This window comes from Bacillus badius NBRC 15713, assembly GCF_001591605.1.
GTDB lineage: Bacteria > Bacillota > Bacilli > Bacillales > Domibacillaceae > Pseudobacillus > Pseudobacillus badius.
In genome coordinates this window covers 1-14,639 of record NZ_BCVF01000023.1, presented here as the reverse complement: position 1 = coordinate 14,639, position 14,639 = coordinate 1, and the positions used below count along the sequence as shown (strand labels likewise).

The window sequence follows — 14,639 nt, the reverse complement described above, 5'->3', positions numbered from 1 at the left end:
TTTTCAACAGGTTTTTTCTTATTTTAAGTGAGGGGGGAGCGGGAATGGATGCAATCAAACGCTATATGCAATTTGTCAGGCCATACTGGTGGCAAATTATCGGGACACTGCTGATTGGTATTATCAAGTTTGGGATTCCATTATTGATTCCGATATTGATTAAATATGTCATTGATGACATTGTGGGAAGCGGGGGAATGACAACGGCAGAGAAACAGCATCAATTGTTTCTTGTATTGGGCAGCATGCTCGTTTTGTTTGTCGTTTTGCGCCCGCCTGTCGAGTATTACCGCCAATATTTCGCCCAGTGGACAGGCAGCAAAATTCTGTATGATATTCGCGACCGCCTGTTTTCGCATATTCAGAAGCTGAGCTTTAGATATTATGCCAATACAAGGGCCGGAGAAGTGATTTCAAGGGTCATTAATGATGTCGAGCAGACAAAGAACTTCGTCATTACAGGCCTGATGAATGTCTGGCTGGATGGGGCGACAATTTTAATAGCCATTATAATTATGATGACAATGGATGTGAAATTAACCATTGTTTCCCTGATTGTTTTTCCGTTTTATGGTCTTTCTGTCCGGTATTTTTTCGGCAATTTGCGAAAGCTGACGAGAGTGCGGTCTCAGGCTTTAGCAGAGGTGCAAAGCTATTTGCATGAACGGGTACAAGGAATGTCCGTCATTAAAAGCTTTGCTATTGAAGAGTATGAACAGACGCAGTTTGATGCGCAGAATAAAAATTTTTTAACAAAAGCGCTGGATCATACGAGATGGAACGCGAAAGCCTTTGCCGTAGTTAATACCATTACTGACATTGCACCGCTTCTCGTTGTTGGCTATGCGGGGTATCAAGTCATTCACGGCCAGTTAACGGTCGGAACGATGGCGGCATTTATCGCATATGTTGACCGCCTGTATAATCCGCTCCGCCGGCTTGTTAACTCATCCACAACGATGACGCAGGCGATCGCATCAATGGACCGGGTATTTGAACTGCTTGACGAAAAGTATGATATTACCGATAAGGAAAATGCAAAAGAAGTAGGCGAAGTTAAAGGACACATTGTGTTTGAAAACGTACATTTTGCCTATGATGAAGGAGAAGAAAACGTGCTGCACGACATCCAATTGGATGTAAAAGCAGGGGAGACGGTGGCGCTCGTTGGCATGAGCGGCGGCGGAAAGTCTTCGCTTGTCAGCTTGATTCCCCGCTTTTATGATGTGAACGCCGGCCGGATTTTACTGGATGAGACGGATATTCGAGATTTTAAAGTCCGCAGTTTAAGAGATCATATCGGAATGGTACTTCAAGATAATATCTTATTCAGCGAGTCTGTGAAAACAAATATCTTGCTCGGGAAGCCGGATGCTACAGAGGAAGAAGTCATTGCGGCTGCTAAAGCGGCAAATGCCCATGATTTTATTATGAACCTGCCGGAAGGGTACGATACGAAAGTAGGAGAAAGAGGCGTTAAGCTTTCCGGGGGACAGAAGCAGAGAGTGGCTATTGCCCGGGTATTTTTAAAAAATCCGCCGATTCTGATCCTGGACGAGGCGACATCGGCTTTAGATCTGGAAAGTGAGCATTTAATTCAAGAAGCGATGGAGGAACTGGCGAAAGATCGGACGACATTTATAGTTGCCCATCGCTTGTCGACTATTACTCATGCTGACCGAATTATTTTAATTGAACATGGCCGGATTGTAGAAAGCGGCTCTCATGAAGAGCTCATGCAGAAAGAAGGCGGGTATTACCGTCTATTCCAAGTGCAGCAGCTGGATCATTAATGTAGAACCTGGAGAATCGTTCTCCGGGTTTTTTATGATTCATCTTTAACATAAAACAGGCGAAATAAAGGATGGATGCTTCTCCGGCTGATTGGAAGGAACACATCCGCCGCTTGTGTTTGAGAAGAAAACGGGCTGTCTCGAAAAGTCATTTTTCATGGTTTTTCGGGACAGCTCTTTTTTGATGTTTGAAGGGTATTTAAGGAATTTTGATTGTGTGAGCCTTATATCTAAATAGTATTTTTTCAAAATATGGATAGACTTTCAAAAAAATAATTGTTAAAATATTTTTAACTTTGGAAAAATGGTAATAATTTTGTCGGAAAAATTTATAAATAAAAGGGGGATAAGTTGTGTCTGCTCCTGTGTTGGATGTAAAAAAATTGAAAACTTCTTTTTTTACGGATGACGGACCATTAACAGTAGTGAATGAAGTAGATTTTCAAGTGCATGCGGGAGAGGTCCTCGGCATAGTGGGAGAATCAGGGTGCGGAAAGAGCGTTACCTCTTTATCGATTATGGGACTTGTGCCGGCTTTAACAAGCAAAGTGGAAGGGGAAATCTTATACAGAGGGGAAAACTTAACTCAAGCTTCTGAAAAAAGAATGCGCCAAGTGCGCGGCAATGATATCGCTATGATTTTTCAGGAACCGATGACAAGCTTGAATCCGCTGTTTACCATTGGCAGTCAATTGACAGAAGCGCTGCGCCTGCACCATAAAAAGCTGTCTAAGAAAGAAGCGTTGCAGCAAGCGGTTGCTATGTTGAAAAAGGTAGGGCTGGCCCGCGCCGAACAGCTGGTCAATGAATACCCTCATCAATTATCGGGAGGAATGAGACAGCGCGTCATGATTGCTATGGCTATGATTTGCAACCCGCAAATCTTGATTGCGGATGAACCGACGACGGCATTAGATGTGACGATTCAAGCGCAAATTCTTGAGTTGATGAAAAAATTAAATGAAGAAACAGATACAGCGATTATTATGATCACACATGATCTGGGCGTAGTAGCTGAAATTTGCCAGAGGGTTGTCGTAATGTATGCGGGAAGGATTGTGGAGGAAGGAACAGTTGAATCGATCTTCACGCATCCATCGCATCCTTACACAATTGGCTTGCTGAGATCTGTTCCCGATATGCGCACAAAGAAACAGCGTTTATTTTCCATACCAGGAAACGTGCCTAAGCCAGGCAGTTTGAATATCGGCTGTCAATTCGCCCCGCGCTGCAGCCAGGCTCATGAAAAATGCCTGAAAGAAGCGCCAGATTTGAAAGCGCTGTCAAACGGACAGAGAGTGCGCTGCTGGCTGTATGAAGAAGAAAAGGAGTATATCGTATGACAGAAGCTTTGCTAGAGGTGAAACATTTAAAAAAGGTTTTTCCTATCCATGGCGGCCTGTTTGGGCGCAGAGTGGGAGAAGTTAAAGCGGTAGATGATATCTCCTTTTATATAAAAAAAGGAGAAACGCTTGGCTTGGTCGGCGAGAGCGGATGCGGAAAGTCCACGACCGGACGCATGCTTCTCCGGCTGCTTGAGCCGACAGAAGGAACGATCCGGTTTGAAGGCCAGGACTTAACAAAGCTCTCAAGAGAAGAAATGAGAAAGATGCGCAAGGAAATCCAAATGGTGTTCCAAGATCCGTTTGCCTCTTTAAATCCGCGCCATACAGTAGAGAAAATCCTCGAAGAGCCGCTGATTGTGCATGGATTGAAAAGCAAAACCGAACGCAAAAAGCGGGTTCAGGAGCTGTTAGAGATTGTCGGTTTAAGCAGCTGGCATGCGAACCGCTACCCTCACCAGTTCTCAGGCGGACAGCGGCAGCGCATCGGCATTGCCCGGGCATTGGCGGTTCACCCGAAGCTGATCGTTGCGGACGAGCCAGTATCTGCTCTGGACGTATCCATTCAGGCACAGGTGCTAAACCTTCTGCAAGATTTGCAGAAGGAATTCGGGCTTACTTACTTGTTTATTGCTCACGACTTAGGTGTTGTACGGCATATAAGCGATCGCGTCGGCGTGATGTACTTAGGGCAAATGATGGAGCTGGCGGACAGCGAAGCATTGTATGATTCACCGAAACACCCTTATACAGAAGCCTTGTTGTCAGCAGTGCCTGTTCCGGATGTAGATATTAAAAAGGAACGGATTGTTCTGAAAGGCGATGTGCCAAGTCCGGCAAACCCGCCGGCGGGCTGCCCGTTTCACTTGCGCTGCCCAAAGGTCATGGAAGCATGCGCGTCTATCCGCCCGGCTTTTAGAGAAGTAGAACCAGGCCATTACGCTGCTTGTCATCTATATGGCGAACAGCTGTAATTATAAATTTAGAGATACAAGGGGGAAAAATCATGAAGAAAAGGCTGTTGGGAATGCTGGCATTCCTGCTCGTGCTTTCTATGGCACTGATTGGCTGCTCGTCCAATTCCTCTGATGGAGGCGGAAGCAAAGGGGGAGACAGCGCGGGAGGCGGAACATTAATTTATGGACGCGGTGGAGATGCGGTCTCGCTTGATCCGGCGATTGTGACGGATGGAGAGTCTTTAATCATTGCTGAGCAAGTATATGAAACACTTGTCAACTTTGATAAGAAGACAACAAAAATTATTCCGGGACTTGCGAAGAAATGGACAGTCTCAGAAGACGGATTAACTTACACCTTTGAATTGGAGGATGGAATCAAGTTCCACGATGGAACAGACTTTAACGCAGAAGCTGTCGTCAAAAATGTGGACAGATGGCTTACCAGCAATGATGAGGCCAAATTTGCTTACTTCGCCTCTCAATTCGGCGGGTTTAAAGGCAGCGACACAGCTATTATTAAAGAGGTAAAAGCGGATGGAGACAACAAAGTGATCTTCACGTTGAACAAGCCGCAGGCGCCATTTTTGAAAAACCTGGCGATGTCGCCATTTGCGATAGCCAGCCCTGCAGCTATTGAGAAGCACGGTGATAAATACGGCGAAAACCCGGTTGGAACCGGACCGTTTAAATTCGAGAGCTGGAAACGCAACGATACCATCACTTTAGTAAAAAATGAGGATTATCATAAAAAAGGCGAGCCAAAAGTAGATAAACTGATTTTTAAAGTCATTGAGGATAATTCTGCCCGCTTAAATGCCTTGATTAAGGGAGAAGTAGATTTAATTGACGGCTTAAACCCGAGCGATGCGGAAAAGGTAAAAGGAGACAAAAATTTACAATTATTTGAGCGGCCATCTTTAAATGTAGGCTACCTTGGCTTTAATGTGGAAAAAGAACCTTTCAACAATCCAAAGGTGCGCCAAGCTCTGAGTCATGCTGTGAACAAGGAAGCATTAATTAAAAACTTCTACGAAGGAACAGCAGAACCGGCCAAAAACCCAATGCCTTCAACTCTTCAAGGCTATAATGACGAAATCAAAGATTATGAGTTTAATCTTAAAAAAGCAAAAAAATTATTGGCTGAAGCCGGCTATAAGGATGGCTTTAAGGTAGATTTATGGGCAATGCCGGTGCCGCGTCCTTACATGCCAAATGGACAAAAGGTGGCCGAAGCGCTGCAGGCAGACTTTGAGAAAATTGGTGTGAAAGCAAATATTGTCACAATGGAATGGGCCACTTACCTGGAGAAGGTGCAGGCTGGAGAATCGGCTCTGTTTATGCTCGGCTGGACAGGAGATAACGGAGATGCTGACAACTTCCTGTATACGCTTCTTGATAAAGATTCCATCGGCTCCAATAACTATTCCCGTTATGCGAATGAAGAAGTTCATAAGCTGCTGTTAGAAGCACAGGCGGAAACCGACGAAGCAAAACGGGCTGAACTGTATAAAAAGGCACAAGCAATCATCCATGAAGATGCTCCTTGGGTGCCTTTAGCTCACTCCACTCCGCTCTTAGCCGGAAAAAGCACGATTAAAAACTTCTTCCCGCATCCAACTGGCTCACAGCCAATGGGAGGCGTATCGATCGAATAAGCAAGGGAGGGGGAGCGGGAAAGCTCCTCCTCTATTTTTCGAGAGGACGAAATGAGAATTAATTACTGAGAGCAGGTGACTAAATGTTTGCTTATACCATTCGTCGTCTATCCATGCTGATTCCTGTTTTATTGGGAATGACATTGATCGTATTTTCTCTGATCCACGCCATTCCCGGCAGCCCGGCGCAAATCTTGCTTGGGCAGCAGGCATCGCCGGCGGCTGTTGCTGCCTTAACAAAGGAAATGGGGCTTGATCAGCCGTTATATATCCAGTTTGTTGATTACATCAAAAATCTGCTTACAGGAGATCTTGGTGAATCGTTTCGAACGAGAAGCCCGATTAGCGCAGAAATTTGGCCTTATCTCGCGGCGACTATTGAGCTTGCTTTGTTTGCCATGATCGTTGCGGTTGTGGCCGGCGTCAATGCCGGCATTATTTCGGCATGGTTTCAAAATTCTTGGTTTGATTATTTATTAATGGTCTTTGCTTTGGTGGGGGTTTCGATGCCGATTTTCTGGCTCGGTTTAATGGAGCAGTACGTCTTTTCTATCCAGCTTGATTGGCTGCCGACAACTGGACGGGATAATATTCGTGATCCGGTTACTGCCATCACCCACTTATATTTGCTTGATACGCTGCTGCAAGGACGGTTTGATCAATTTATCGAGGTTGTCAAGCATCTCATTTTACCGGGAGTTGCTCTTGCCACCATTCCGATGGCGATCATTGCCAGAATTACACGTTCGAGTATGCTGGAAGTGATGCGTTCCGATTATATCCGGACGGCGCGCGCAAAAGGAATGAGCATGCTAAAGGTTGTATATAAGCATTCTTTGAAAAATGCATTTATTCCTATCCTAACCATTATCGGTCTCCAAACGGGTCTCTTGTTAGGCGGAGCGATATTGACAGAAACGATATTTGGCTGGCCCGGAATCGGAAATTACATTTATTCGGCTATTCAATTTCGTGATTATCCGGTGATTCAGTCTGGCATTTTAGTAGTTGCTGCCATCTTTGTATTGATTAACCTGATTGTTGATTTGCTCTATGCCGCAATCGATCCGCGGATTAAATACCGTTAAAGGAGGGGAGTATATGGCGGAAATTGCAGAACAAACTCAGTTGCCTCCGTCCGGTCCAGAAATGAATATCCAGCAGGAAGACAAGGCTGTTTCACCGTGGGTCGACGTCTGGAGGAGATTCCGCAAGAATAAGGCGGCCTTGTTTGGAGCCGCCCTTGTGTCTTTCTTCATTTTATTAGCTATCTTCGCTGATTTAATTGCTCCTTATGGCTTTAAAGAAACGGCGCTTTCCAACAAGCACTTGCCGCCGTCATCTGATCACTGGTTCGGAACAGATGAGTTTGGGCGTGATATTTTCAGCCGCGTCGTCTACGGGGCCCGCATTTCTTTATGGGTAGGATTTATTTCAGTAGCTGGTTCAGTTGTTGTAGGATCAAGCCTCGGCATTATTGCCGGCTATTACGGCAGATGGGTGGACGCGCTTATTTCCCGCCTGTTTGATATTTTGCTGGCGTTTCCGAGCATCTTGCTGGCGATCGCTGTTGTGGCCATGCTTGGGCCTTCTTTGCGAAACGCTTTAATTGCGATTGCGATCATCAATGTGCCGACATTTGGCCGCCTTGTCCGTTCGAAGGTGTTGACGGTAAAGGAAGAAGAATACATTACAGCGGCTAAAGCGATCGGGATGAAGGACAGCCGGATTTTGCTCCATCATGTGCTGCCCAACAGCCTGGCTCCCATTATTGTTCAAGGAACATTGGCGATTGCTACAGCGATTATTGAGGCGGCGGCGCTGGGCTTTCTTGGCATGGGAGCCCAGCCGCCGACACCGGAATGGGGAAAGATGCTTGCTGACTCCAAGGACTTTATTATGCAGGCGCCATGGACCGTCTTTTTTCCAGGAATCGCCATTATGCTGACTGTGCTTGGCTTCAATTTAATGGGGGACGGGCTGCGTGATGCGCTTGATCCCCGCATGAAGAATTAACTGAAAAACCAGCTGCCTCAGGGCAGCTGGTTTTTATTCGCCTTCTTCAAACTCAGGAAGTTCGTCGTCGTGATGAAATTTTGAAAAACTTGTGATGAGATGGTCAAGATGCTCCAGGTTTTCTCCGTATTCCAGTACGGAAGAAAGAAGGTGAAGCAAGTGGATGGAGAAATTTGCCTCATCCGAAGTGTTTGATTTAATTTCAGCCGTGAATAACGACATAAACTGCTCGCGGTCTACCCACAGCTCAAATACATCATCTATTTCAACCGTTGTTTTAACTTTGCCGATAAAGCGCAGGAGCAAATGCTCATGGTAGCTCATTAATGAATCAAGATAATCGACAAGCGTTTTTTGCAGATCCGGCGTTAAAAGAGAAATATCGTTTTCAAATTGATTCATTCGCCGCAGGATATCGTAGCTTCTGCGGGTAGACAAGATCATTTTGCGGTATAGAACCATTTTCCGCTTTTTTGAAGTGAGATTCTTCGTTAGCGTTCCGCGATCTTCTTTATACAGTAAATAAAGGTTATCAACAGCTATCAGCCGTTCGCGAATCTTGCTGATATCCTTTTTCAAAACGTGATAATCTGTGCCAGTTCGCAAGCTCAGCCGGATCCATTTTAATGTTTCCTCAGTTACACTGTTAATCTGCCCGAACAGCTTTGTTTCGTATTGAGGGGGCAGAAGGATCAGGTTTACCACTGAAGCGGCTAGTACTCCGATCATAATTGTGAAAAAGCGAATGAGGGCAAACTGGATAAAGTGTTCGCTCTGCAGCTCCATAATGACCATTAAGGTAACGAGTGCCAGCCCGATCGATTTTTCTAATCGTAAATTCACCATGACGATCAAGGCGACGATAGCTGCCAAACCGACAAATATAATGTGATTGCCGAATAGAAGAACAAATGAAATAGCAATGGCTGCTCCAACAAGGTTTGCCTGTACTTGCTGAATTAAAGTTAAATAGGAGCGGTAAATCGTAGGCTGAATGGCAAACACTGCTGCGATGCCTGCAAAAACCGGAGAAGGCAGGCCTAATAGTGTTGAAACGAATAAAGCTAAAACAATAGCAATTCCCGTTTTAAAAATTCGTGCACCCAGCTTCATAAATGAAATGGTTCCTTTCTCAGTTATAAATGTATTAGGTGACGATTATATCACTTAACGCAGCTTGGAAAAAGCAAAATCTACTGCTTGAAGAGTTTTCTCGATATCTTCATCTGTATGCTCTGTTGTTAAGAACCATGCTTCATATTTAGAAGGAGCCAGGTGAATGCCTTGAGAGAGCATCAGTTTAAAGAAGCGGCCGAACATTTCCCCGTCAGTGGCTTCAGCTTGTTCATAATTAACGACCTTTTCAGTCGTGAAATAAATCGTTAAAGCTCCCTTTAAACGGTTGATTGTGATTGGAGTGCCGTATTTCTTGGCAGATGCAAGAATTCCTTCTTCCAAAATCGCCCCCAGGCGGTCCAACTCTTCATATACCCCTTCTTCTTGCAGTACCTCAAGACAAGCGATGCCGGCGATCATAGAGGCTGGATTGCCCGCCATTGTTCCCGCTTGGTAGGCAGGACCGAGAGGAGCAACCTCTTCCATAATTTCTTTGCGGCCGCCGTAAGCGCCGATTGGCAGTCCTCCGCCGATAATTTTCCCCATAGCTGTCAAGTCAGGGGTGATGCCCAATAAGTTTTGTGCGCCTCCATATGTAAAACGGAAGCCGGTAATCACTTCGTCAAAAATAAGCAGGGCGCCGGCTTCTTGGGTTAATTTTTTCACCTCTTCCAAAAAGCCTGGTTTCGGTTCGACAATGCCGAAGTTGCCGACGATTGGCTCAATGAGTACAGCAGCAATTTCTTCTCCCCATTTTTCCAATGCTTCCTTCAATGGCTCTGTTTCATTGAACGGAACAGTAATGACTTCCTGGGCAATGCTTTTCGGCACACCGGCAGAATCAGGAGTGCCCAGCGTAGAAGGACCAGAACCGGCTGCGACAAGAACTAAATCGGAATGTCCGTGATAACAGCCGGCGAATTTGATGATTTTATCCCGGCCGGTATAAGCGCGGGCTACGCGGATGGTCGTCATGACAGCCTCTGTTCCGCTGTTGACAAACCGGACTTTATCCATGCCTGGGATCGCTTCTTTCAGCATTTTGGCAAATGTCACTTCGTAGGGGGTGGGCGTACCGTACAGGACCCCGTTCTCAGCGGCTTTTTTGATCGCTTCCGTAATGTGCGGGTGCGCATGGCCGGTAATAATCGGTCCATAAGCAGCGAGATAATCGATGTACTGATTGCCGTCAACATCCCAGAAGTAAGCGCCTTTTCCTCTTTCCATGGCGACAGGAGAGCCGCCGCCAACTGCTTTATAAGATCGGGAAGGACTATTCACTCCTCCGACAATGTGCTTTAGTGCTTCTTGATGAAGCTGTTCAGAATTAGTATGTTGCATGTATAGGCCTCCTTGTGATAGATACATATAACATTTTAGACTTGCCTTGGCGTTTAAGCAACGGAAGTCCGCCGATCATAAACAGATTCTTTTTGGCGTATATATGAAAGAAAAAAAACGGGCAGCAGCAGGGAGGCGGAAGGATGACTGCTGTAATTTTCAGCGCCGTCGTTTTTTGTTTAACGATGAGCATCAAAGGAATGTTTGTTCCGGGAAAGCCGCGGCACCGCTATTTATCGCTGCATTATTTTCTCTATTTCGGCTGTTTGTACTTAACGGTCATGATCGGCTTTGCTTTAATCTATACTTTATTGCAATTAAATGGACAGGCTGTTTGGGCAGGGGAAGAGAAGGGCACTCTTCATTTTTGGGGCAAATTCTTTACTTCTTTATATTTCAGCGGCATTACGCTTTTTTCTGTCGGTTACGGAGATATTGTTCCGGAGGGGGCAGGGCGTTGGGTAGCTCTTATTGAAGCGTGGATCGGTTATACAATTCCAACGGCTTTTGTCGTACGGACAATGCTGGAAAAGGATGAAGATTAATTATTATTGCCATATTTTTTCCCATCCGCTACGCTAGTAGTAAGAGAATTCAGATCAATGAAGGTTATGGTTGATCTATTTTAGCAACAGGCTCTGTTAGTATTGATTGTTGATGTCTCAATCGTTCGCGTGAAAGAGCAGAAAGCGTCCGACGGCAGCAGTCATTAGCTGAGTCTAATCAAAGACAAAGGAGAGAAGAAGAATGACCGTAAAGGCAGGAGAATTAGCTCCGGATTTTCAATTGACAGCAAACAGTGGAGAAAAGGTAGGTTTATCTGATTACAAAGGTAAAAATATTGTTCTTTATTTTTACCCGAAGGATATGACGCCAGGCTGTACAACACAAGCTTGTGACTTTCGGGATAAGCATGATCAATTCAGTGACTTGAATACAGTGATTTTAGGAGTCAGCACCGATCCGGTCGCCCGCCATGAGAAGTTTATTGATAAGTATGATCTGCCATTTTTGCTGCTTGCTGATGAGAATCATGAAGTGTGCGAGCTGTATGGCGTGTGGAAACTGAAAAAGAATTTCGGAAAAGAGTATATGGGAATTGAACGTTCTACTTTTGTTATTGACTCAGATGGAAAGCTTGTGAAAGAGTGGAGAAAAGTGAAAGTAGCTGGACATGTAGAAGAAGCGCTTCAGTTTATTAAAGAGCAGCTATCGTAAGGGAGCAGGGGGAGAGGGAATTGAAGATTGTATTTACTTTTCGGCCTCCGCGGGCACTGCAGGAACAGTTAAGAGAAGCATTCCCTGAAGAGACATTTAGCTACTATAAATCTGTAGAGGAAGCAGCAGATTTGCCGGAAGCTGAAGTCATTGTTACATTCGGTGAAGATTTGACTGCACAGCATATTCATCATTGTCCGCAATTGAAATGGATCATGGTGGCCTCTGCCGGCATGGAAAAAATGCCCTTTGAAGCTATCGAAGAAAAGGACATCCTCGTTACCAATGCCAGGGGAATACATAAAATTCCGATGGCTGAGTTCACGCTTGGATATATGTTGAATCATGTGAAACGCTTTCCGGAAATGCTGGAATTTCAAAAGGAAAAAACATGGAATAAAAAGCTGCCAATAGGCGAGCTTGCTGGCAAGCGCTTGCTTGTGCTGGGAACAGGAGCGATTGGTACGGAAATCGCGCGCCTTTCTCAAGCTTTTCGGATGAGAACGGCCGGCGTCAACCGCAGCGGGCATAGCAATGACTATTTTGAGGAGATTTACACCATGGACAAGCTTCCTGAGCTGCTTCCTGAAGCGGATTTTATCGTTTCTATCTTGCCAAGCACAGACGAAACGAGATTTTTGCTGAAGAAAGAACATTTCGAAGCGATGAAACAAACGGCAGCATTCATTAATATCGGACGCGGAGATTTACTGGAGGATGCGGTCTTGCTGGACGCCTTGAGCAATAAAGAGATTGCTCATGCTTATTTGGATGTTTTTGCGGAGGAGCCTTTGCCGCCGGATCATCCGCTATGGGCGATGAACAATGTGACCATTACTCCTCACATTTCCAGTGTAACGAGCAACTATGTGCCGCGAGCCATGGAAATATTTGCGCATAACCTGGAAGTGTATAAAGGCAACGGGTCTGATTATGAGAATAAAGTTGATATAGGAAAGGGATATTAGCCAAGAGAAGGAAGAACCTTTATAGTCGGTTTGTACTGTAAAGGCTTCTTTCTTATTGACAAAGTGCAGAAAAAATTAGTACACTATTTGTAAAGATTATAATATAATAATACTTTTTATAATGAAAAGAGGTGCATGGCGGTGTCTCATGAGCATAATCATCTACAGGAAGCACTGGATACGTTGAAAGCAACCGGAGTCCGGATTACTCCTCAGCGTCATGCGATACTTGAATTTTTAATTCAATCTATGACCCACCCGACAGCAGATGATATATATAAAGCGCTTGAAGGGAAATTTCCTAATATGAGCGTAGCGACAGTCTACAACAATCTGCGCGTATTTCGTGAGGTTGGGCTTGTGAAAGAGCTGACATATGGAGATGCGTCCAGCCGGTTTGATTTTGTGACGACGGATCACTATCACGTAATCTGCGAAGAATGCGGCAAGATTGTTGACTTTCACTATCCAGGCTTGGATGAAGTCGAGCAGCTTGCATCGCATGTCACGGGATTTAAAGTGAGCCATCATCGAATGGAAGTGTACGGAACCTGTCCGGAATGTACATCAAGCAAAGAGGTTCATTAAAAAAGAATTGTTCGCCAGACGAACAATTCTTTTTTGTTGGTTATGTTAAAGTGGTATACGGATTGTTAAGCTTATTTAAGGATACCAAAGGAATCAGATTTAGTTATTCTTGCGATTATAGTTTTCATCAAATTCTTTGCCTTCCAAGCTTTGGTCAAGTGTTAGAGGCTCCTTGCAATGCATGCACATATCCACCCGGCCAAGCATTTTTGTCGGTTTGCCGCAGCTTGGACAAACCACTTGCACCGCTTTTGTGGAAAGCATGCCGATCCAGAAGTAAACAACCGTACTTGCGATGATCGATAATAAGCCGAGAAGCATGAATAACGTCATCCAGAACGGGGATTGCCTAAAGAAAATTCCTACATACATAATGACAAAGCCGATAAAAATTAAGCTGAGCGCGAATGTGCGTATCCGGTTAATTTTACTTGAATAATTTTTAGCCATGTTCTTTAACCTCCTAAAAATAAACTATATCATAATTTATAAATGAAAAAGCAGTAGAATCTCTTAATTTCAAAAGTTTTAAAGGGATTCTTTCTTAATTTGTCGAAATAATGGAGACAGAAGAAATCCGTGTTTGGAGGAATGACTATGGAGGACATCCTTCGTCCGCTTTACCAGGAACGGACAAGCCAACAGAATACAATGGGCGTAATCGTCATAGAAAAAAAGGAAAGCGAGTTATCCTTTACAGAAGGATTTGATGTGATTTTGCTTACTATAGTAAAAGAAGCAGATTCACCCGTTTTTATAAAGCACTATGTATATGAAGAAAAGAAAGCTGCTCTTTATATAGTGACGGAGAAGCAGCTGGAAGAATGGATGCTGCTTGGCAACAACAGAAAGTTCATCGAATGGCTTTATCATGGCAAGGTGCTGTTTGACAGGAATGAATATGTGTATAAGCTAAAACAGGAAATGAGAGAATTTCCTTTCTTTGGGCGAAAAATAAAAATGGCGATCGAATTTTCTAAGTTAATTAGAAGGTGGACGTACGGCCGGGACTTTTTTAAGAGCGGCCACTATTTAGATGCTTACAATCATGTTATGCACTCCCTGCATCATCTGGCCCGTCTGGCTGTCATTGAAAATGGGTTCTATCCCGAGGTGACCGTCTGGCTGCAGGTGAAACAAATGGAGCCGGAGATTTATAAGCTGTATGAAGAGCTGTTAACAAGCGATGAGGAATTAGAGAAACGTCTGGAGCTCCTTTTTATTGCCATTGACTTTCTAATCTACTCGAAAACAGAAAATGGAGCAGCTCATTTGCTTTCTATATTGAAAGAAAAAGACTCATGGTCCTTTCAAGAACTTTTGAATCATCCGGAAGTTAACTACTATGCCGTTGATCTAAGTGTTTTACTAGAATACTTAGTTGGAAAGTCTTTTGTTGAAGTAAAGCCGATAGAAACGAAGGGACAAGGGATTTATCACAGATATTATTGTGTCATAAACGAGTGAAAAAACTTTTTTGGAAAAAGTATTGACGCTTGTTAAAATCCTTGTTATATTAATAAGCGTCGCTGATGACAACAAACAACAGCGACGCAAAAAACTTCAAAAAAAGCTTTGACAAACAAAAAGCTTTGTGGTAAGATTAAAAAGTCGCTGTTAAAGAGGCGATGGAAAATTGATC

The 14,639-nt window shown here is 44.3% G+C and carries 14 protein-coding genes; 11 read left to right on the top strand and 3 right to left on the bottom strand.

Going from position 1 to position 14,639, the window contains the following annotated elements; genetic code table 11:
- The first annotated feature begins 44 nt into the window (after positions 1–44).
- From BBA02S_RS12240 to BBA02S_RS12215, 6 genes are all read left to right on the top strand, one after another.
- Entirely contained in the window at positions 45–1,793 is a 1,749-nt protein-coding gene (locus BBA02S_RS12240; protein ID WP_041101631.1) for an ABC transporter ATP-binding protein, read from the top strand.
- A gap of 353 nt (positions 1,794–2,146) precedes the next feature.
- A complete protein-coding gene (locus BBA02S_RS12235) occupies positions 2,147–3,136 on the top strand; it encodes an ABC transporter ATP-binding protein (protein ID WP_041101633.1) in 990 nt (329 codons plus the stop codon).
- On the top strand, positions 3,133–4,110 hold the full coding sequence (locus tag BBA02S_RS12230) for an ABC transporter ATP-binding protein (protein ID WP_041114386.1): 978 nt from the start codon (positions 3,133–3,135) through the stop codon (positions 4,108–4,110). Before BBA02S_RS12235 ends, BBA02S_RS12230 begins: the two co-directional genes overlap by 4 nt.
- 32 nt (positions 4,111–4,142) lie before the next feature.
- A complete protein-coding gene (locus BBA02S_RS12225; RefSeq protein WP_041114387.1) occupies positions 4,143–5,750 on the top strand; it encodes an ABC transporter substrate-binding protein in 1,608 nt (535 codons plus the stop codon).
- Positions 5,751–5,833: 83 nt separating this feature from the next.
- Entirely contained in the window at positions 5,834–6,838 is a 1,005-nt protein-coding gene (locus BBA02S_RS12220; RefSeq protein WP_041114388.1) for an ABC transporter permease, read from the top strand.
- 13 nt (positions 6,839–6,851) lie between these two features.
- Positions 6,852–7,766 (top strand): ABC transporter permease, encoded by a 915-nt coding sequence (locus BBA02S_RS12215; RefSeq protein WP_041101641.1) that lies wholly within the window; start codon positions 6,852–6,854, stop codon positions 7,764–7,766.
- A gap of 33 nt (positions 7,767–7,799) precedes the next feature.
- Here BBA02S_RS12215 and BBA02S_RS12210 read toward each other — a convergent pair whose 3' ends face one another.
- Together BBA02S_RS12210 and BBA02S_RS12205 are read right to left on the bottom strand one after the other, a co-directional pair.
- Positions 7,800–8,879: an FUSC family protein gene (locus BBA02S_RS12210; RefSeq protein ID WP_041101643.1), complete on the bottom strand. Its 1,080-nt coding sequence runs from the start codon at positions 8,877–8,879 to the stop codon at positions 7,800–7,802.
- A gap of 54 nt (positions 8,880–8,933) precedes the next feature.
- Positions 8,934–10,223 carry a glutamate-1-semialdehyde 2,1-aminomutase gene (locus BBA02S_RS12205; RefSeq protein WP_041101645.1) on the bottom strand — a complete coding sequence of 430 codons (1,290 nt, stop codon included), beginning with the start codon at positions 10,221–10,223 and terminating at the stop codon, positions 8,934–8,936.
- A 143-nt stretch (positions 10,224–10,366) separates the two neighbouring features.
- On the opposite strand from BBA02S_RS12205, the gene BBA02S_RS12200 reads away from it, so the two are divergent.
- From BBA02S_RS12200 to perR, 4 genes are all read left to right on the top strand, one after another.
- Positions 10,367–10,768 carry a potassium channel family protein gene (locus BBA02S_RS12200; protein WP_041101647.1) on the top strand — a complete coding sequence of 134 codons (402 nt, stop codon included), beginning with the start codon at positions 10,367–10,369 and terminating at the stop codon, positions 10,766–10,768.
- A 202-nt stretch (positions 10,769–10,970) separates the two neighbouring features.
- Positions 10,971–11,441 (top strand): thioredoxin-dependent thiol peroxidase, encoded by a 471-nt coding sequence (bcp, locus tag BBA02S_RS12195; RefSeq protein WP_041101649.1) that lies wholly within the window; start codon positions 10,971–10,973, stop codon positions 11,439–11,441.
- A gap of 20 nt (positions 11,442–11,461) precedes the next feature.
- Positions 11,462–12,409, top strand: a complete 948-nt coding sequence (locus tag BBA02S_RS12190) for a D-2-hydroxyacid dehydrogenase (protein ID WP_041101651.1) — start codon at positions 11,462–11,464, stop codon at positions 12,407–12,409.
- A gap of 135 nt (positions 12,410–12,544) precedes the next feature.
- Positions 12,545–12,997 (top strand): peroxide-responsive transcriptional repressor PerR, encoded by a 453-nt coding sequence (gene perR / locus BBA02S_RS12185; RefSeq protein WP_041101653.1) that lies wholly within the window; start codon positions 12,545–12,547, stop codon positions 12,995–12,997.
- A gap of 99 nt (positions 12,998–13,096) precedes the next feature.
- Here perR and BBA02S_RS12180 read toward each other — a convergent pair whose 3' ends face one another.
- Entirely contained in the window at positions 13,097–13,447 is a 351-nt protein-coding gene (locus tag BBA02S_RS12180) for a YgzB family protein (RefSeq protein WP_041101655.1), read from the bottom strand.
- A gap of 147 nt (positions 13,448–13,594) precedes the next feature.
- Between BBA02S_RS12180 and BBA02S_RS12175 the strand changes: the two genes are divergently transcribed.
- The gene (locus tag BBA02S_RS12175; protein WP_041101657.1) at positions 13,595–14,464 is read left to right on the top strand and encodes a nucleotidyltransferase-like protein; all 870 of its coding nucleotides are present in this window, start codon (positions 13,595–13,597) and stop codon (positions 14,462–14,464) included.
- Positions 14,465–14,639: the final 175 nt, after the last annotated feature.